Consider the following 18,349-nt stretch of genomic DNA (forward strand, 5'->3'; position numbering starts at 1 on the left):
GTCCAGCACCACACCAGTCACATCCTGCACTGGTCGCAGTGGCGTAGACGCCGACAAGCGCAGGCCCGAGCCGCTCACTACCGCAAACGACTCGAACCGCCGTAAGACACGACCCGCCGTTGCAGTATTAGGCGGCCAGCGGCACCGGATCGGGGCACGGCCTTCTGTACCGCAGCGCCGACACCACCGTCGACGTCACCCGGTCCGGCTCCGGCATGCCGTCGACCGACAGCAGGATGCCGCGGTAGCGGTACCACTGCAGGATCGGCTCCGTCACCCGGTGGTACAGCGCGAGGCGGCGGCGGATGACGGGCTCGGTGTCGTCGGTGCGGTGCTCGATCGCGGAGCGGGCCAGCAGGCGGCGGACCACTTCGTCGTCGTCGACGCGCAGGTGCAGCGCGATGTGCGCGGTCGCGTCGAGCGACGCGGCGATCCGGTACGCGGCCCACGCCTGCGCGGGCGTGCGCGGGTAGCCGTCGAGCACGTAACCGCCGCCGTCGGCCGTCGCGTCGGCGAGGGACCTGCGGACCAGGTCCTGCATGACGCCGTCCGGCACCAGGTCGCCGCGGTCCAGATGCTCCTGCACGGCGCGGCCCAGGCTCGTGCCGAGCGCGACGTGGCGGCGCAGCAGGTCGCCGGTCGCGAGGTGCGGCACGCCGAGGCGGGCTGCGATCCGCGCTCCCTGCGTGCCCTTGCCGGCTCCTGGTGGCGCGATCATCAGTACCCGCATGGTCTCTCCATTCGCTGGTGCGTGGCTACCCATGAATCCTGCGGCGGCCCCGGCACCGCGGCATGGGTCAGATGACTGCTTCCCTGGCTACCGTTGGGGGCGGGGGATGACCGTGACGCTTCCAACGGAGCAGGGCGAACTGCGCGGCCGGGCACCCGAGCTGCGGACGATCGACGCGGTGCTCGCCGGCGCCGACCCGCCCGGCCCGAGCCTGCTGCTGCGCGGCGACCCGGGCACCGGCAAGACCGCGCTGCTCGACGCCGCCGCCGCGCGGGCCGGCGCGGCCGGGATGCGGGTGCTGCGGGCGGCGGGCGCGCCGTTCGAGTCCGGGATCCGTTTCTCGACGCTGCACCAGCTGCTGTACGCCACCCGGGACTTCGCCGGGCAGCTCCCCGACGACCAGCGCGGCGCCCTCGCCCATGTGCTCGGCCGCGCCGGCGCCCGGGAGGCCGAGCCGCTGGTGCTTTCCACGGCCGTGCTCGCCCTCGTCGCCGAGGTCGCGGCGGGCCGCCCGCTGCTGCTGGTCGTCGACGACGTCCAATGGATCGACGCGGCGAGCGCGACCGTCCTCGGGTTCCTCGCGCGGCGCGTCGCCGGCACCCACGCGCGGTTCCTCGCCGCCGTCCGGTCGGGCGCGGGTGGCGTCTTCGACGAGACGCGGCTGCCGGAGCGGACCGTCGGCCCGCTGTCCGCGCGGGCCGCTGCGGCGCTGCTGGACGCCCACCACCCCGGCCTGCCCGGCGTCGTGCGGCGGCGGCTGCTCGACGACGCCGCCGGCAACCCGCTCGCGCTGCTGGAGCTGCCGGCGGTGCTCACGCCCCGGGAGCGGTCGGGTCAGGCCGCCCCGCCCGCGTTCCTGCCGCTCGGCGACCGCCTCGAGGCGGCGTTCGCCGCCGGGCTCGCCGAGTTGCCGGAGCCGACCCGGGCCGTGCTCCTGCTGGCCGCGCTCGACCCCGACGCCGACGTCGCCATGGTGCGGGCCGCCGACCGCCCGCACGCCGACCTCCGCGACCTGTCCCCGGCGAAGCGGGCCGGGCTGATCCGCGTGGTCGAGGGCGGCCGCCTGGAGTTCCGCCACCCGCTGATCCGCGCCGCGGTCGCCCAGCTCGCCACCGCCGACGAGCGGCGGCACGCGCACCTCGCCGTCGCCCGGACACTCGGGCCCGCCGTCGCGGCGACGCCGGCAGGGTGCCGCGGGACCGCACCGGAGCGCCGCGCCCGCCACCTCGCCGACGCCGCGACCGGACCCGACGAGGTCGTCGCCCGCGCGCTGGACGAGGTCGCGCAGGCCGCCTGGACCGGTGGCCGCGGCGGCCGGCCCCGCGGCGGCGCCGCCGGCGCGGTCAGCGCGCTCGTGCGCGCCAGCGAGCTCAGCGACCGGCCGGGGCAGCGGTCCCGGCGGCTCGTCGAGGCGGCGTTCCTCGCCAACGTCACCGGCCAGCTCGACCGGGTGCCGCAGCTGCTCAACGACGCCGGGCAGACCCCCCACACCGCCACCGGTCTCGTGTTCGCCGCCACCGCGCACCTGCTGACCAACGGCAGCGGCGACGTCGACGCGGCCCACCGCCTCCTCGCCCGTGCGCTCGACGACCTCGACGGCACGCCGGGCGACGGTTGGGACGCGTACGGCGTGCTCTACGCGCTGCTGTTCGTGTGTGTCTACAGTGGACGTCCCGGGCCGTGGGAGCTGCTGCGGGCGGCGCTGACCAGGTTCGACCCGCGGGCCGTCACCGCGCTGCAGCTGTGCTACGACGCGTACGCCGACCCGGTCGGCACCGCCGGCCCGCTGCGGCAGCGGCTCTCCACCGCGTTCGAGGACCTGTCCAGCGACCCGGCGCCGTGGCAGTTCATCCCGCTCACGTACGCCGCCGTCGAGCTCGACGCGCTCGCCGCCTACCGGCACCTGTGCCACCGCGTCATCGACCGGGAACGCGACGGCGGCATCGTCACCGTGGTCATCGCCGGGCTGCTGATGCTCAGCGTCGACTCGATCGCGCACGGGCAGTGGGACGAGGCCGAGCGGCTGGCGGAGGAGGCCCTCGAGATCGCCCGCGCCGACGGCTATCACCTGCTCGAAGGGCAGCTGCGGTGCCGGCTGGCGCTGATCGGGGCGTACCGCGGCGACGCCACCCGCACGCGGATGCTGACCGACGAGGTGACCCGCTGGGCGGCGCCGCGCGGCGTCGGGCTGACGCAGGCCCTCGCGTGGCAGGCCCGCGCCGTCGCCGCGCTCGGCCGGCGCGACTACGAGGACGCCTATGTACAGGCCGCCCGGATCGACGGGCCCGGGCACCCGAGCCTCGGCGTGCCCGGCCGGTGGATGGTCCTCGACACCGTCGACGCGGCCGTCCACATCGGACACCTCGACGAGGCGCGGGCGCACGTCGACGCCGCGCGGCAGGCCGGGCTCGCCGACGTGTCGTCCCGCACCGCGCTGCTCACCGCCGGCGCCGCCGCGATCGCCGCCCCCGACGACGACGCCGAGCGGCTCTACGCGGCCGCGCTCGCGCTCCCGTGCGCCGACCAGTGGCCGTTCGAGCAGGCGCGGATCCGGCTCGCGTACGGCGAATGGCTGCGGCGCACCCGCGACACCACCAGCGCCCGGCTGCAGCTGCGGGACGCCCTGGAGAGCCTGGACCGGCTCGGTGCCCAGCCGTGGGCGGACCGGGCCCGCAACGAGCTGCGCGCCGCGGGCGTGGCCACCGTCGGGTCCGGACCGGCGGCGCTGACCCCGCAGGAGCGGCAGATCGCCACGCTCGCCGCGACCGGGCTGACCAACAAGCAGATCGGCGAGCGGCTGTTCCTGTCGCACCGCACGGTCGGCGCCCACCTGCACCGTGCCTTCCCGAAGCTCGGCATCACCTCGCGCGCCGCCCTCGCCGGCGCCCTCGATTCGCGGGCCGGCACCTCCGCTCCGGCGCTCTGACCCGCGGCGCTCCAGGCCGCCGCGCTCACGCGACCGGGTAGTTGCTCCGCAGCACCCCGGCCGGGTCGCGGCGCCGCTTCACCTCGCGCAGCCGGGCGAGGACGCCGGGCGCGAACGCGTCCCCGACCGACTCGCCGCCGCTGAGCGCGGTCAACGGCTTGCGACCGGCGACGGCCGGGCCGAGCGCGGCGACGATCTCGCGCTGCCGCTCCCGGATCGCGGCCGCCCGCTCCGGCGTGGCCGGGATCCCCAGCGTGTACAGCGAGTACGGCTCCGTGAGCGGGCCGAACGGGCTGTCCGACGGGCCGGCGAACGCGCCGCCGAGCTGCCGCACCTGGATGGCGAGCAGCGGGTCGACGGGCCGGTCCAGCAGCGCGCCGGCCACGCCGTCGAGGTCGTGCAGCAGCGCGCTGAACGACAGCCCGGGCGACGGGTCGACCGGCTCGGCCGTGATCGAGCCGAGGTCGGCGACCGGCAGCACCGCGCGGCTGTCGCCCATCGGCGGGCCGGCGTCCGCGAACGGTTTCGTCAGGGCCGCGCCGGTCGCCGCGTCGCCGAGGTACGTGACGTCGACGGCGACGAGCGGCGGCCCGCCCGGGAACCGCATCAGCTCGAACCACAGGGTCAGCTCGCGGGGCGCCTCCCAGGCGACGTCCCGGAACGCGGCGAGGACCCGCGGCGCCCGGTCCGCCGGCCAGAGCATCCGGCCGCCGTACAGGACCGGGGCGGGGTGCAGGCGGAACTCGACGGCCGTGACGACCGCGACGTCGCCGCCACCGCCGCGCAGCGCCCAGAAGAGCTCGGCGTCGCTGTCCGCGGTGACCTTCGCCGGTACACCGGCGGCATCGACGACGTCGAAGGCGGTGACGCTGTCGGCGGCCCATCCGAACGCACGGCCGAACCAGCTCATCCCGCCGCCGAGCGTGTACCCGGTGACGCCGACGACCGGTGAGCTGCCGGCGAGGCCGGTGAGCCCGCGCGGGCCGGCGGCCGCCTGGACCGCGCCCCAGGTCGCGCCCGCGCCGACCCGTGCGGTGCGCGCCGCGGCGTCGACGTGGACCTGGTCGAGCCGGCCGGTCCGCAGCAGGATCGCGTCGCCGGTGTTGCCGGTGGCGCCGTGCCCGGTCGGCTGCGGCGCCACGGCCAGCCCCGCCGCCGCCGCGAACCGCACGACGGCGGCCACGTCCGCGGCGTGAGCGGCCTCGACGACGGCGGCGGCCGGCTGGTCGACCGCGAGGTTCCAGGGGCGGCGGGCGGCGTCGAACCCGTCGTCGCCGGGCAGCAGGACGCGGCCCTCGACGGCTGTACGCAGTGCGGTGAGCTTCGGCATGCGCTCCAGTCTCGGCCGGACCCGCACGATGATCAACGCGCTTTTGTGGCACGATCATGAAGCGGGACTTCACGATCGGGGGCGGCATGCTGGAGCGGCACGAGCTGGACGCCTTCATCGTCCTCGCCGAGGAACTGCACTTCGGGCGGACCGCCGGACGGCTCGGCGTGTCGACGACCCGGGTCAGCCAGACGATCCGGAAGCTGGAGCGGCGGGTCGGGGTGCCGCTGTTTCACCGCACCAGCCGGCGGGTGGAGCTGACCGAGGCCGGGCGGCGGCTGCACGACGACGTCCAGCCCGCGTGGGCGCAGATCGAGGCGGCGGTGCGGCGGGCCGTCGCCGCCGGGCGGAGCATGGCCGGCGAGCTCGTCGTGGGCTTCGTCGGCGCGGCCGCCGGCCAGCTGGTCGTCCAGGTCGCCGACCTGTTCCGGCGCCGGCACCCCGGCTGCGAGGTGCGGATCCGGGAGGCGCAGATCGCGGAGGTCGTCCCGTGGCTGCACGACGGCTCCGTGGACGTGGCGCTCACCGGGCTCCCCGTGGACGACCCGCTCCTGGACACCGGCCGCGCCCTGGTGCGGGAGGCGCGCATGCTCGCGGTGTCGTCGCAGCACCCGCTCGCCCGCCGCGACACTGTGTCCGTGGAGGACCTCGCCGGCGTGCGGGTGCTCCAGCTGCCGTCGACCCTGCCCGCGTCGACCCTGCGCGACCGCAACCCCGGCAGCACCCCGGCGGGCCGCCCCATCCCGCCGGGCCCGCCGGCCGCCACGTTCCAGGAGGCGCTGATGCTCGCCGGCTCCGGGCGGGGCGTCCTGCCGGTCGGCGCGCACGTGCGGCGCTACTACGTGCGCCCCGACGTCGCCTACGTGCCCTTCCGCGACGCGCCGCCGGTCGAGTGGGGCCTGGCCTGGCACCGCGACCGCGCCACCGCCAAGGTCCTGGCCTTCGCCCGCGCCGCCGACGACCTGACCACCCACGACCCGTGACCCGCGACGCAACACCGCGGCGGACCGGCCGGCGCGCTACTCCGCCGGGCGCAGGACGGCGACCAGGAAGTCGGAGTCCGGCGTGAAGGGGCGGAGGTCCCAGGTGGCCAGCAGCAGGTCCGGGGCCAGGCCGGCGGTGTCGGCGTCGGCGAGGAAGTCGTCGAACCCGTAGCCGCGGCCGGCGCCGAAGCCGATGACGACCCGGCCGGCGCCCCGCAGGTGGGCCCGCATCCGGCGCAGGATCATGCGGCGGGTGTCCCTCGCGACGAACGTCATCACGTTGCCGGCGCAGACGATGGCGTCGAAGCCGTCGGGGACCTCGCGGGCCGGCAGGTCGAGCTCCGACAGGTCGCCGACGAGCCAGGTCGCGGACGGGTAGGAGTCCCGGGCGGCCGCGACCAGCACCGGGTCGAGGTCGACGCCGATCACGTCGTGGCCCATCCGGGCGAGGTGGCCACCCACCCGGCCCTGGCCGCAGCCCGCGTCGAGGATCCGGGCGCAGCGGGGCAGCATCGCGTCGACGAGGCGGGCCTCGCCGACGAGGTCGGCGCCCGCCTCGGCCATCGACCGGAACCGCTCGATGTAGCGTTGCGAGTGCTCCGGGTCGGCCTCGATGAGCTCGCGCCAGGCGTTGCGGTCCGACATCCGCTGTTCCCCTTCACTTTCGAAAAACCGAACCGGCGACCCGACGTCGATGGTTCGGCATGATGAGCCGGTGTCAGCGTCTCATCCGCGCGCCCTGGCGCCGATCGTGTTCGCCTACGCCACCTTCGTCCTCGCCGGCCTGAGCGCCGGGGTCGGCGGTGTGCTGCTGCCCGCGCAGCTGCTGGACTACCGCCTCGACAAGGCGACGATAGGCGTCACGTTCTTCGCGTTCTCGGCCGGGTTCCTGCTCGCCGGGGCGACCGCCGGGACGCTCATCCACCGGCTCGGGACCAGGGCGGCGCTGACCACGGGCGGCGCCGCGTTCATCGCCGCGGGGCTCGGCACGGCGACCCGCCCGGCGTTCGCGGTGCTCGTCGGGGTGCAGGTCGTCGCCGGGTACGGCACCGGCGTCCTCGAGTCGGTGCTCAACGCGTACCTCGCCGCCCTGCCCGGCTCCACCACGCTGCTCAACTGGCTGCACGCGTTCTTCGGCGTCGGGGCGCTGATCGGCCCGCCCCTCGCGACCTGGATGCTGGGCTTCACCGCGTGGACCTCGGTGTGGCTGGTCCTCGCCCTGGCGTGCGCGCCGATCGTCGCCGGCTTCCAGCTCACGCTGCGCGCCACCGCCGGCAGCGCTCCTACCGGTGCCCTGGCCGGTGCCCCGACCGGCGTTCCAGACCCGCCGCCCGCCCGGGGTCTGGTCCGCGCGGCCGGCCGGCGGCCGGCGGTGCTGCTCGGCGCGGTGTTCCTCGCGGTGTACGTGGGGCTGGAGATCAGCGTCGGCAACTGGGGCTTCAGCTACCTCGTCGCCGAACGCGGCCACGGCGACCTCCTCGCCGGCTACACGGTCAGCGGCTACTGGCTCGGCCTGACCCTCGGCCGCTTCGTGCTCAGCCCGGCCGCGGCCCGCCTCGGCTGGACCGCGAACCGGCTGATGACCGCGTGCCTGATCGGCGTCACCCTGGCGGCGGCGCTGCTGTGGCTCGTGCCCGCGACGGCTGTGGCGGCCTTCGCGCTCCTCGGCTTCTGGCTGGGACCCGTCTTCCCCACCACGATGGCGATCGCGCCCGCCCTCGCCCCGGGCGAGCTCGCCCCCACCGCGATCGGCCTGCTCAACGGCGTGTCGGTGCTCGGTGGCGCGCTCTTCCCGTTCCTGGCCGGCGCCATCGCGGACCGGTCCGGGCTGTGGACCCTCGCCCCGTTCGCGCTCGCGCTGGCCGTCGCGGAGCTGCTCATCTGGTGGCCCACCGTCCGGCACATGACCACCGCGGCCCCCGTACAGCCGGCGCAGGGTTTGAACGCTTCTACGTAATTACGTAGCATCGTACTCATGGCGTCGTTGGAGGAGCGTGTGGCCGCGCTCGAGGCCCGGGTGTTCGGCGAGCCGTCCCAGGTGGACGGGTCGGCGTTCTGGGCGCTGGAGCGGCTGCGGGATCTGGCGCCGGACGAGGGTGCGGTGCTCTTCACCGGCACCGTCGACCTGCCGACCGGCGAGCACTACGACTGGCAGCTCGGCACGCCGGTCGGGCAGTTGCTGGACGAGGACTGGCAGGAGTTCGCGGCGGCGCTGGCGGCGCTGGCGCACCCGATGCGGCTGCGGCTGCTGCGGGAGATCCTCGGCGGCGTGCGGGCGAGCACCGACCTCGCCGCCACCGAGGGCCTCGGCACCAGCGGCCAGCTCTACCACCATCTGCGCCAGCTGACCGCCGCGGGCTGGCTGCGGACCGCCGGCCGCGGGCACTACAGCGTGCCGCCGGAGCGGGTCGTGCCGCTGCTGACCATCCTGGCGGCCGCCCGCCGCTGAGGAGTCCTTTGCCGGAAGGGAGCCAGACCATGCCGCACCGTGTCGTCGTGACCGTCGTGACCGCCCTGCTCGCCGGGGTGCTCGCCGCGCTCCTGGCCGCGCCCCGGCCACCGCACCTGGGCCGGGCCACCACCGGGGACGCCGCCCTCGCCGCCGACCTCAGAGCGGCCGCCGGTGACCCCGACGGCTACCGCGGGCTCGCCGTCGCGCTGATCGGGCCGGGCGGGGTCCGGACGGCGGGCGTCGGCGACCGCGGCGACGGGACGCCGGTCACCGCGGACACCCCGTTCGAGATCGGCTCCATCGTCAAGACGTTCACCGGCATGCTGCTCGCGGACTCCAGTGTCGAGCCGGACGAGCGGCTGCGGGCGCTCGTGCCGTCGATCGGCGGCCCCACCGGCGACGTGACCGTCGCGGAGCTCGCGAGCCACCGGGCCGGGCTGCGCAGCGTGCCGATCGGGTCGGCGGGACAGGCCGCCCGCCTGTGGTCCGCCAGGGTCAGCGGCGCCGACCCGTACCGGCGACAACACCGCGAATGGCTGCTGCACACCGCCGCTGGGCAGCGCCCCGGCGACACGGGCACCGTGCACTACTCCAACTTCGGGGTCGCCGTCCTCGGCCAGGCGCTCGCCGAGCGGGCCGGCGTGCCGTATCAGGACCTGCTGCGCCGCCGGCTGCTCGACCCGCTCGGGATGGCGGCGACGACGGTCAACCCCGACGGCACCGCGCTGCCGGCCGGGCGCGCGACCGGCGGGACGGCGGCCGGGCGGGAGGTGGATCCGTGGCGGGGCGAGGGCTGGGCGCCGGCCGGCATCGGCGTCTGGTCGACCGCCGTCGATCTCGCCCGGCTGGTGACCGCCGTGCAGGCCGGCACCGCGCCCGGCATCGACGCGCTGACCCCGCGGTTCGACACGGGCGATGGCGGCGAGCGGATCGGCTACGGATGGTTCACCACCCGCTACGGCGGCACCGCGCTGACGTGGCACAACGGGGGCACCGGCGGGTTCCGCTCGTTCCTGGCCGTGGACCGCGCCACCGGCCGCGGCGTCGTCGTGCTCGGCAACACCGACCGCGACGTCGACCCCATCGGGCGGCGCCTGCTCGGCGTCACCCCGGCCGGCGCCACCGGCCCGGAGCGGACGCCGCTCGCGGTGCTGCTCGCCGTGGGCCTGAGCTTCCTCGGCGCGGCCGGCCTGCTCATCACGGCCAGAAGCCGCACCGACCGCGTCAGGCTCGCCACGTCGATGGCGTGGGCGGTGGTGATGCCGCTGCTCGCGCACCGGGCCGGCGACTGGCTGGCGGTCCCCGGCCTCGTCTGGGCGCTCGGCGTGGCCGCGTCCGCCGCCGTGCTCTGCGTGGCCGTCCCCCGCTGGCGCGACCTGCCGCTCGTCGCGGGCCGCCCGTGGTGGCGCTGGACCGCCGCCGCCTTCTCCGGGGCCGCGGCGGTCGCCGCGGTGCTGCTGGTGATGTGACCTGACCGTGCCGCCGCGTTCCCAGCCGCGGCGGCACGGCTTCGGCCGGTGGAGCCCTTACGCCGCCACGCGTCGGGTCCACTGCTGGTTGGTGCCCGATCCGCAGGTCCACTGGATGCCGCCGGCGCCGTCGGACGTCGAGGCGCCGTTGATGTCCAGGCACTTGCCGCTGTGCCGCGCGACGAACCGGACGTAGCCGCCGCCCGCGTCCTGGACCTGCCACTGCTGGTTGGTGCCGCCGCCGCAGGTGTACTGCACGACGGTCGCACCGTCGGACGTCGAGGCGCTGGTGACGTCCAGGCACTTGCCGCTGTGCCGCGCGACGAGCCGCACGTAGCCGGTGCCCAGGTCCTGCACGGTGAAGCGCTGGTTCAGACCGTTTCCGCAGGTGTACTGGAGGGTCCGGGCGCTGTCCGCGGCGGAGCCGGAGGCCACGTCTAGGCACTTGCCGCTGTGCCGGGCGACCAGCTGCTCGGCGGGCCCGGCGGTGCCCTGCACCACCCCGGTCGCGGTGTCGATGCTGACCGCCGGGGACCAGCTCAGCGACAGGCTGGTGCTCGTCGGGAACTGCAGCGGCAGCCACACGTACTGCGAGTCGTTGACCCGCCCGCTCCACGCCCCGGCCCAGCGGTCGCCGAGGTACAGGTAGGACGTGGTCGTGCTGCCCTGCACCGGCAGGACGTACGCGGTCTGCGAGCCGAACGCCGTGTTGTCGCCGGCGTTCTGCAGCCCGGTCCACGTCCCCGCGACCGAGGTGGCGGTCGCGTACTTCTGCTGGTTCGGCGCCCAGCCGGTCGCGCCGGAGGTGAGCAGGAAGTAGACGCCGTTGCGCTTGAACATCGCGGGCGCCTCGCGCCACGAGCCCTGCCACAGCCGGTGCAGCAGGGTGCCGACCCCGAGGTAGTCGGCGGTCAGCCGGTACACGTGCAGGTCGGCGTTCTCGTTCGCCGCCGAGATCATGTACGCGGTGCCGTCGTCGTCGCGGAACAGGGTGATGTCCCGCGACATGTGCCCGAGCGGGCGGAAGCTGCCCCGGTACGTGTAGGCGCCGTCCACGGTGGACGACGTGGCGACGGCGGCGCGGGCCTCCGAGTAGTCGGTGGCGCTCTCCTTGTGCATCCACATCACGAACTGCCCGGTCGAGCTGTTGTAGATCACCTTGGGGCGTTCGATGTTGGCCGACGCCAGCTCCGCGTGCGACGACTGGGTCAGCACGTTGTTGCGGAACTCCCAGGTCCGCAGGTCGGTGGACCGGTAGACGGCGACGCTGCGGAAGGTGTTGTCGGTGTTGCGGTTCTCGCCGAACCAGTAGTAGTACTGGCCGACCTTGAGCACGCCGCCGCCGTGCGCGTGCACGACGTTGCCGGCGGTGTCGCGGAACTGGCCGCCGCTGGCGACGGTCACGGTGGCGGCCCGGGCGGGCGTCGCCACGCACAGGAGCGCGAGCACGGCAAGCACGAGAAGTCGTCTCATCGGGGGATCGCCGTCCCGTGCCGGCAGCCGGAGCAGCCGACGGCGCTGAGGCCGGTCCACGTGTTGAGGTCGGTGCTCGTCGCCGTCCAGATGCCGCCGTTGGTGTACTTGTCGACGTAGATCCGCCAGGAGCCGTTGTCCAGGCGCACCAGCGACGGGCCCTCGTAGCCGGAGCTCCACAGGTTGCCCTTGTTGACCCACCCCTCGGTGAGGTTCTTCGTCGTAATCCAGTGCTCGATGTATTTCGTGGTCTCGTTCTTCGTGAACGCGTGCCATGTGCTGCCGGACTTCACGACGAACGTGTCGATGTGGTTGGTCCCGAGGCCCCACATCTGCGCCGGCCCGCTCCAGGACGTGAGCGCGGTGTTCTGCGCGGTGTACACGTACGGGCGGAAACACGCCGAGCAGGTGGTGGCGGCGACGCTGGCGATGATCCGCACCGTGCTGCCCTCGACGTAGAACTCGGGCGCCCAGGTGAACTTCGTGTCGGCGATGCCGGAGTTGACGGTGGCGACGTTCGTCCACGTCGTGAGGTCGGTGCTGCTGGCGATGGCGAAGTACGTGGAGTTCGTGGTCCACGACTGGACGGTGTAGGCGATGTAGTACTTCCCGTTGTATTTCAGGATGCCCGGGTCGCGCAGGACGCCGGTCGGGCCGCGGAAGTTGGTGTCCGACAGCACGCTGTAGCTGGTGCCGCCGTTGGTGGACTGGTAGAGCCACAGCTCCTCGTCGGCGGCGGCGTCGCCCTTGAAGGTCGCGTAGACGAGCGTGGTGGCCGCGGCCGCGGGAGCCGGCGCCACCAGCACCCCGGCCAGCAGCGCGATGCCGGCGGTAAACCAGCGGATGATGGATTGCATCGTCAGCCTCCCAGGGTCCAGCGCTGGTTGGCGCCGTTGTTGCAGCTGTAGATGGTCACCTGGGTGCCGTCCGCGCTGTTGGACGCCGGGACGTCGAGGCAGGTGCCGGACTTGCCGTTGCGCAGCTGGTTGCCGACGAGGATCCACTGCTGGTTCGCCGCGCCGCTGCACGCGAAGGTGATGATGCGAGTGCCGTCGGCGGTCGCCCCGCCGGTCGCGTCGGCGCAGCGGCCGCCGGACTTCAGCGCCCCGCCGTCGAGCGTCCAGCTCTGGCTCGCGCCGCCGGTGCAGGTGGCGATGACGACCTTCGGGCTGGCGGTGCCGTTGGCCGCGGTGTCGAGGCACTTGCCGGCGAGCCCCTTGACGGTGCCGGTCCGCGCGGCGCTGACACCCCAGCTGGCCAGCAGCAGGTGCCGGCCGGAGGAGTTTGTGTTGAGCAGCGTCGTGTTCGGGTAGGTGCCGACGAGCGTCTCCATCGAGTAGGGGTCGCCGTTGCGCAGGCCCGGCCAGTAGACGGTGCCCATCGCGTTCTCCCGAGCGAAGTCCGACGACGCCTGCAGGTAGGTGACGAACGGGTTGGTGCTGCCGGCCGCGTGGTAGTTGGTGCCGTCGGTCATCGGCGCGCCCCACTCGTCGAGGATGGTGCGGCCCGCGTAGGCGCCGACCTCGTTGGCGAGCTGCGCCTTGAACTGGGCGTAGGTGGTGTTGCTGGAGAAGAACTTGTAGAGGTGGACCGACAGCAGCGTGCCGGTGAAGCGGCCGTCGGCGCCGAGCTGCTTGACGTCCTGGTTGTAGCCGGTGCCCGACAGGATGACCCGCCCCCTGGGCACGGACGCGTGGTTGGCGAGCCAGGTGGCGCAGATGGCGCTCCAGTCCGTGAAGCTGTAGCCGTGCGGCTCGTTCATCGGCTCGAAGTAGACGCGGGCGTTGCCGGCGTACTTGCCGACCGCGGTCTGCCACATCGACCAGAACGCGGTCGTGTTGTCGACCTTGCCGTCGCGGGACGAGTCGCCTTCCCAGTAGCTGAGGATGACGTTCATCCCGCGCTCGGTGGCGGCGTCGATCGCGCCGGTGTACGAGTTCCACCAGGCGGTCCCGACGCTGGCGGCGTTGACGGGCAGCCGGACGGTGTTGGCGCCCAGGTCGGTGCGGAAGCCGTCGAGGATCCGGCCGGCCTTGGCCTTCGTGGTGGCGTAGCTGTCGGCGGTGGACAGTCCACTGGGGACGACGGCGTCGTCGGTGAAGTTGTCCCGCGGGTCGGCCCAGTTGACGCCGTGGAAGCCCGAGGTCGCCGCGTGGCCGGTGGCGGCCGGCAGCACAGCGGCGACGGTGCTGGCGGCGAGGACGGCGGCGGTGAGGACCAGCCGGCGCCATCGCGGGTGGGGTGCGGACATCGGCACTCCTTGTGGGGTGTGGGAGGGGTTGGCGGCCCCGCCCCTGACGGAAATGGGTGCGTCAGGTCGTGAGGGCGACCCGACTGTTGTGCCAGGCGACGAGCAGGGCGCAGCCGGGCACGGTCGCGAGACCGGCCACGGGCGCCTGGTTGACGGCGGCCGCGGCGGCGGCCAGGACGGTGATGCTGAGCAGGCTGAGCGGCCACCGGCGCACCGCGACCCACAGCGCCCCGCGGGCGCCGCCGGGGTGGTGCAGCGGCAGCATCGCCAGCCAGAGGACCCCGGCGGCGAGCAGCAGCAAGGCGAGGACGGCGAGCATCGGCACGAGCAGCGCGCCCGGGTCGGCGTCGTGCAGCGCGACGACGTCGGCGGCGAGGATGCCGAGCCCGGCGACGACCACCGACCAGCGCAGCGCGGCCCTGGCGAAGTGGCGGCGGTAGGACCGCACGAACGGGTCGCCGTGCAGGTGCGCGAACGCGGCCGCCAGGGACGGGCCGAGGCCGAGCGACAGCACGGCGAAGAACACCGGGGAGCGCCAGGGCCGGTCCACCACGGACAGCGCGAGCAGCAGCGGCAGGTTGGTGACGGCCAGGCCCAGGTTCACCACCAGGACCCGGCCGACCCACGCCCAGATCAGCTCCCACGTGTCCGCGGGCGCGTTCAGCCGGGCGAGCATCACTTCATCCCGGTGGTGGCGACGCCCTGCACGAAGTACCGCTGACCGAGCAGGAACACGGCGAGGATCGGCAGGACGGAGATGACGGAGCCGGTCATGATCATGGCGTACTCCGAGTCGTAGACCCCGACGAACGAGCGAAGGCCGATCTGCACGGTCCACAGGTCGTTGCTCGTCAGGTAGATGAACGGGCCCATGTAGTCGTTCCAGGTGTTGACGAACGTGAGCAGCGCGAGGCTGGCGAGGGCCGGCTTGGACAGCGGCAGCACGACCCGTGCCCAGATGCCGAACTCGGTGAGCCCGTCGAGCCGCGCCGCCTCGATCAGCTCGTCGGGGATGCTGAGGTAGAACTGCCGCATCAGGAAGACACCGAACGCGCCGAACGCCTGCAGCAGGATCAGCGCCGTGCGGGTGTTCACCAGCCCGGCCTTCTCCATGAGGATGTACTGCGGCACCATGTACGCCTGCCACGGCACCGCGATGGTGGCGACGTAGGCGAGGAAGAGCGCGTCCCGGCCGGGGAAGCGCACCTTCGCGAAGCCGTAGGCGGCGAAGCTGCCGGTGAGCACCTGCAGGAAGGTGATGCTGACCGCGAGGATCAGCGAGTTGCCCAGGTACGTGCCGAGCGGGATCTCCTGCCAGATCCGGCCGTAGTTGCCCCACTGGAGCTCCTCGGGGATCCACTGGATCGGCACCGTGAACACCTCGTTGTCGCGCTTCAGCGACGAGACGAGCATCCACAGGAACGGGATCAGCACGGCGGCGCCGAGGCCGGCCAGCAGGGCGTGGGGCGCGACCCGCCTCACCGCTCGCTCCTGCGCTGGAGCCGGAACTGCACGACGGTGACGGTCAGCACGACGACGAACAGCACCATCGCGATCGCCGAGGAGTAGCCGAAGCGGCCCTCGGTGATGCCTTCGCGGAAGATGAGCTGCGACAGCACCAGCGTGGAGCGGCCGGGGCCGCCCTCGGTCATGACCTGCACCAGGTCGAAGACCTTGAAGCTGGCGATGGTGAGCATGATGACCACGAAGAACGTGGTCGGGCGCAGCGCCGGCACCGTGATGTGGCGGAAGCGCTGCCACGGGCCGGCGCCGTCCATCTCGGCCGCCTCGTACAGGTACGCCGGGATCCCCTGCAGCCCGGCCAGGTAGATGATCATGTAGTAGCCCATGTCCCGCCAGACGCTGGTCAGGATCACCGCCGGCATCGCCCAGGTGGTCGAGGTCGTCCAGCCCGGCGGGCCGTCGACGCCGACCGCCCGCAGCAGCTGGTTCACCGGCCCGAACTCGGGGCTGAACAGCATGTTCCAGACGACCGCCACGGCGACCAGCGACGTGATGTAGGGGAAGAAGAGCGCGGTGCGGAAGAACCGCACCCCGCGCAGCTTCCGGTTGAGCAGGACCGCGAACCCCAGCGACGCGGCCAGGGTGAGCGGGATGTGGCCGGCCGCGTAATACGTGGTGTTGGTCAGCGCGGTCCAGAACGTGTCGCTGCCGGCCATGCGGCGGAAGTTGTCCAGCCCGGCCCACTCGGGGTCGGAGTAGGAGTCCCACCGCATGAACGACAGCGCGAGGGCGATCACCACCGGCACCAGCGTGAGCGCGGCGAACCCGAGGAAGTTGGGCAGGATGAACGCCCAGCCGACGAGCGTCCGGCTGCGGCGCCTCGCGGCGTGGGTCGTCATGCTCAGTGGACCTCGGACTTGACCCGCTTGCCCATCTCGGCGATGCCGGCGCTCACCGTCTTGCTGCCGGTCATGATGAGCTGGTGCTCCTCGGTGAGGATGGCGTCGACGTCGGAGGACTTGTCGCTGACCGGCATCTCCAGCACCACCTTGTCGGGCTGGAACGCCTTCTTGGCGAGGGCGTCGCCCGGCATGCCGGCGACCGCGAAGTACGCGTCGGTGATGGCGGCGCTGTGGTAGGCCGGGGTGACACCGATCTTCGCGATCGTGGCCGCGCCCTTCTCCCCCGACGCCCACAGCACGAACCGCTTCGCCGCATCCGCGTGCTTGGCCTTCTTATTGACGGCGAACGCGGTCGGCGAGCCGAAGGTGGTCACCGTGCCGCCGCCCACCTGCGGCAGCGGCGCGATGCCCCAGTCCACATCGGACTTCTTGTCGGCCTTGGCCTGCAGCAGCGCCGCCGCGTACCAGGTGCCCATCGGCAGCATCGCGGCCTTGCCGGTGGAGAACATCGTGTTGTAGGAGACCTTCTGCGTGGAGGCGGTGCCCCACGGCAGGGTCGCCCCGGCCATCTGGAGGTCCAGCGCCATCGTGTACTGGGCGCTCATGAAGGCGTAGTCACCGCCGAGCAGGTCGCCGCCGGTCTGCGCGGCCGCGACGGCCTGCACCACGGAGCGCCACACGTGCTGGTAGGTGCCGTAGACCTTGTCGGCGCCGCTGCCGGTCGTGGACGCCTTCGCCAGCTGCGCGTAGTCCTGCCAGGTCAGCTTCGACAGGTCAGCGTCCTTCACCAGCTTCTTGTTGTAGTACAGGACCCAGAAGTCCGAGCGGTAGGGCAGCGCGAAGTACTTCCCGTCGAGGTTGAACGGCTCCAGGCCCAGGTAGGCGCTCTTGTCGAGCTTGTTCGCCTCGTCGGTCAGCGGGGCGAGCTGGCCGCGGGTGCCGTAGCGGGCGTAGTCGGTGACGTTCTTCATCGTGATGACGTCGGTGGTGTCGCCGCCGGCCAGCATGGTCGTGACCTTCTTGGCGTAGTCGTCGGCGAGGATGTCGACCGGCTGCACGTCGATGTCCGGGTGCTCGGCCTCGAAGCCTTCGACGAGCGCCTTGAACTCCGGGGTGCTGGCGTAGTTCCACAGCGACACGGTCAGCACGGTCTTGCCGCCGGCCGCGCCGGGGTCGTCGCCGTTGCCGCATCCGGTGAGCGTCAACGCGAGGGCGACTGCGGCGGCTATACCGAACCGGGAGCGGTGCATGGCGGTCTCCTTTGATGGGGGGTGTGGTCAGGCGTTGAGGGCGAACGCCTGCGGGGTGATCTCGGCGCGCAGCGGCTCGCCCACGATCCAGCGGGCGAGCTCGTCGAGGGTGTGGTCGGTCAGGCGGAGGATCTCGGTGCCGAGCGAGCCGGCCAGGTGCGGGGTGATCAGGACGTTCGGCGTCGAACGGAGCGGGTCGCCGGGCGGCAGCGGCTCGGGCTCGGTGACGTCGAGGATCGCGAAGAGCCGCCCGGACCGGCACTCGGCGGCGAGGGCCGCGGAGTCGATGAGGCTGCCCCGCGCGGTGTTGATGACCGTGGCGTGGTCGGGCAGGAGCGCGAGCTCGGCCGCGCCGATCATGTGGTGGGTGCTGGGCAGCGCCGGCGCGTGCAGTGTCAGGGTCTCGCTGCGGGCCAGCAGCTCCGGCAGGTCGACCAGGACGCCGCCGGCCGCGGCGACCTCGGCCGGGTCGGCGTGCGGGTCGGCGACGAGGCACACCGTGGCGTCGAGCCGGTCGAGCAGGCCGACGACCCGCCGCCCGATCCGGGAGAAGCCGACGACGCCGACGGTGCGCCGGTAGTTGGACAGGTTGCCGTAGCCGCCGAGGTGGCTCCAGCCCCGGTAGGCCGCCTCGGGGTCGGCGGCGATGAACGGCACCTTCTTGCCGGCGAAGATGATCGCGGCGAGGGTGTATTCGGCGACCGGGATCGCGTTGGCGTCCGCGGCGCTCGTCATGCGGATGCCGCGCCGCCACACCTCGCTCGTGACGAGGGGCCGGACGCTGCCCGCGGCGTGGAACACCGCCCGCAGCGCCGGCGCGTCCCGCAGCCGCTCGGCGGTGAGCGCCGGGGCTCCCCACGACGTCAGCAGCACGTCGGCGCCCCGGAGGCGGCGGCGGGCGGCCGGCGAGTCGAGCTCGTGCAGGCACACCGGGCCGCCGTCGACGCCGCCGTCACCGAGGTCGGCGAGCGCGGCCAGCCGGGCGGTGCGTGCGTCGTCGAAGTGGGCCCGGAACGACTCCGGGTTCATCACCACCAACGCCTTCGGCTTCGGCAACGCGGCTCCTGTTGTTTCCGTTGAGATTCGTGTAGGAACAGGGATAGCCGCGTTCGAACATGT

16 protein-coding genes are annotated in these 18,349 nt (G+C 73.6%); 5 read left to right on the plus strand and 11 right to left on the minus strand.

Annotated features, from left to right (window positions below):
• Positions 1-127 precede the first annotated feature (127 nt).
• A complete protein-coding gene (locus ABD332_RS55120) occupies positions 128-730 on the minus strand; it encodes an adenylate kinase (protein ID WP_344514321.1) in 603 nt (200 codons plus the stop codon).
• 112 nt (positions 731-842) lie between these two features.
• On the opposite strand from ABD332_RS55120, the gene ABD332_RS55125 reads away from it, so the two are divergent.
• The gene (locus tag ABD332_RS55125) at positions 843-3,656 is read left to right on the plus strand and encodes an AAA family ATPase (protein WP_344514323.1); all 2,814 of its coding nucleotides are present in this window, start codon (positions 843-845) and stop codon (positions 3,654-3,656) included.
• Between the two features lie 25 nt (positions 3,657-3,681).
• Here ABD332_RS55125 and ABD332_RS55130 read toward each other — a convergent pair whose 3' ends face one another.
• Positions 3,682-4,986 carry an FAD-binding oxidoreductase gene (locus ABD332_RS55130; RefSeq protein WP_344514325.1) on the minus strand — a complete coding sequence of 435 codons (1,305 nt, stop codon included), beginning with the start codon at positions 4,984-4,986 and terminating at the stop codon, positions 3,682-3,684.
• A 56-nt stretch (positions 4,987-5,042) separates the two neighbouring features.
• On the opposite strand from ABD332_RS55130, the gene ABD332_RS55135 reads away from it, so the two are divergent.
• Positions 5,043-5,969, plus strand: a complete 927-nt coding sequence (locus tag ABD332_RS55135) for a LysR family transcriptional regulator (protein ID WP_344514327.1) — start codon at positions 5,043-5,045, stop codon at positions 5,967-5,969.
• 36 nt (positions 5,970-6,005) lie between these two features.
• Here ABD332_RS55135 and ABD332_RS55140 read toward each other — a convergent pair whose 3' ends face one another.
• Positions 6,006-6,614, minus strand: coding sequence for a class I SAM-dependent methyltransferase (locus ABD332_RS55140; RefSeq protein ID WP_344514329.1), 609 nt, complete (start codon positions 6,612-6,614; stop codon positions 6,006-6,008).
• A 70-nt stretch (positions 6,615-6,684) separates the two neighbouring features.
• On the opposite strand from ABD332_RS55140, the gene ABD332_RS55145 reads away from it, so the two are divergent.
• From ABD332_RS55145 to ABD332_RS55155, 3 genes are read left to right on the plus strand one after another with little or no spacing between them, the layout of a single operon-like run.
• Positions 6,685-7,926, plus strand: coding sequence for an MFS transporter (locus tag ABD332_RS55145; protein WP_344514331.1), 1,242 nt, complete (start codon positions 6,685-6,687; stop codon positions 7,924-7,926).
• Positions 7,927-7,944: 18 nt separating this feature from the next.
• A complete protein-coding gene (locus ABD332_RS55150; protein WP_344514333.1) occupies positions 7,945-8,418 on the plus strand; it encodes an ArsR/SmtB family transcription factor in 474 nt (157 codons plus the stop codon).
• Between the two features lie 29 nt (positions 8,419-8,447).
• Positions 8,448-9,890, plus strand: coding sequence for a serine hydrolase domain-containing protein (locus ABD332_RS55155; RefSeq protein WP_344514335.1), 1,443 nt, complete (start codon positions 8,448-8,450; stop codon positions 9,888-9,890).
• 57 nt (positions 9,891-9,947) lie between these two features.
• Here ABD332_RS55155 and ABD332_RS55160 read toward each other — a convergent pair whose 3' ends face one another.
• The 8 genes from ABD332_RS55160 to ABD332_RS55195 form a co-directional block, all read right to left on the minus strand.
• A complete protein-coding gene (locus ABD332_RS55160; protein ID WP_344514337.1) occupies positions 9,948-11,363 on the minus strand; it encodes an RICIN domain-containing protein in 1,416 nt (471 codons plus the stop codon).
• On the minus strand, positions 11,360-12,220 hold the full coding sequence (locus ABD332_RS55165) for a family 43 glycosylhydrolase (protein ID WP_344514339.1): 861 nt from the start codon (positions 12,218-12,220) through the stop codon (positions 11,360-11,362). Before ABD332_RS55165 ends, ABD332_RS55160 begins: the two co-directional genes overlap by 4 nt.
• A 2-nt stretch (positions 12,221-12,222) precedes the next feature.
• Positions 12,223-13,614 (minus strand): ricin-type beta-trefoil lectin domain protein, encoded by a 1,392-nt coding sequence (locus ABD332_RS55170; RefSeq protein WP_344514341.1) that lies wholly within the window; start codon positions 13,612-13,614, stop codon positions 12,223-12,225.
• Positions 13,615-13,675: 61 nt separating this feature from the next.
• Positions 13,676-14,290, minus strand: a complete 615-nt coding sequence (locus ABD332_RS55175) for a hypothetical protein (protein ID WP_344514343.1) — start codon at positions 14,288-14,290, stop codon at positions 13,676-13,678.
• Entirely contained in the window at positions 14,290-15,096 is an 807-nt protein-coding gene (locus tag ABD332_RS55180) for a carbohydrate ABC transporter permease (RefSeq protein ID WP_344514345.1), read from the minus strand. Before ABD332_RS55180 ends, ABD332_RS55175 begins: the two co-directional genes overlap by 1 nt.
• Positions 15,093-15,977 (minus strand): carbohydrate ABC transporter permease, encoded by an 885-nt coding sequence (locus ABD332_RS55185; protein WP_344514347.1) that lies wholly within the window; start codon positions 15,975-15,977, stop codon positions 15,093-15,095. Before ABD332_RS55185 ends, ABD332_RS55180 begins: the two co-directional genes overlap by 4 nt.
• 2 nt (positions 15,978-15,979) lie before the next feature.
• The gene (locus ABD332_RS55190) at positions 15,980-17,230 is read right to left on the minus strand and encodes an extracellular solute-binding protein (protein ID WP_344514349.1); all 1,251 of its coding nucleotides are present in this window, start codon (positions 17,228-17,230) and stop codon (positions 15,980-15,982) included.
• Positions 17,231-17,257: 27 nt separating this feature from the next.
• Entirely contained in the window at positions 17,258-18,286 is a 1,029-nt protein-coding gene (locus tag ABD332_RS55195; RefSeq protein ID WP_344514351.1) for a hydroxyacid dehydrogenase, read from the minus strand.
• Between the last annotated feature and the right edge of the window lie 63 nt (positions 18,287-18,349).

It is taken from the genome of Dactylosporangium maewongense (assembly GCF_039531485.1).
GTDB classification, from domain to species: domain Bacteria; phylum Actinomycetota; class Actinomycetes; order Mycobacteriales; family Micromonosporaceae; genus Dactylosporangium; species Dactylosporangium maewongense.

Coding starts and splice junctions, on each gene's coding strand:
- ABD332_RS55120 (WP_344514321.1), bottom strand. CDS start 730: ATGCGGGTACTGATGATCGCGCCACCAGGAGCCGGCAAGGGCACGCAG.
- ABD332_RS55130 (WP_344514325.1), bottom strand. CDS start 4,986: ATGCCGAAGCTCACCGCACTGCGTACAGCCGTCGAGGGCCGCGTCCTG.
- ABD332_RS55135 (WP_344514327.1), top strand. CDS start 5,043: ATGAAGCGGGACTTCACGATCGGGGGCGGCATGCTGGAGCGGCACGAG.
- ABD332_RS55140 (WP_344514329.1), bottom strand. CDS start 6,614: ATGTCGGACCGCAACGCCTGGCGCGAGCTCATCGAGGCCGACCCGGAG.
- ABD332_RS55150 (WP_344514333.1), top strand. CDS start 7,945: ATGGCGTCGTTGGAGGAGCGTGTGGCCGCGCTCGAGGCCCGGGTGTTC.
- ABD332_RS55155 (WP_344514335.1), top strand. CDS start 8,448: ATGCCGCACCGTGTCGTCGTGACCGTCGTGACCGCCCTGCTCGCCGGG.
- ABD332_RS55160 (WP_344514337.1), bottom strand. CDS start 11,363: ATGAGACGACTTCTCGTGCTTGCCGTGCTCGCGCTCCTGTGCGTGGCG.
- ABD332_RS55165 (WP_344514339.1), bottom strand. CDS start 12,220: ATGCAATCCATCATCCGCTGGTTTACCGCCGGCATCGCGCTGCTGGCC.
- ABD332_RS55170 (WP_344514341.1), bottom strand. CDS start 13,614: ATGTCCGCACCCCACCCGCGATGGCGCCGGCTGGTCCTCACCGCCGCC.
- ABD332_RS55175 (WP_344514343.1), bottom strand. CDS start 14,290: ATGCTCGCCCGGCTGAACGCGCCCGCGGACACGTGGGAGCTGATCTGG.
- ABD332_RS55185 (WP_344514347.1), bottom strand. CDS start 15,977: ATGACGACCCACGCCGCGAGGCGCCGCAGCCGGACGCTCGTCGGCTGG.
- ABD332_RS55190 (WP_344514349.1), bottom strand. CDS start 17,230: ATGCACCGCTCCCGGTTCGGTATAGCCGCCGCAGTCGCCCTCGCGTTG.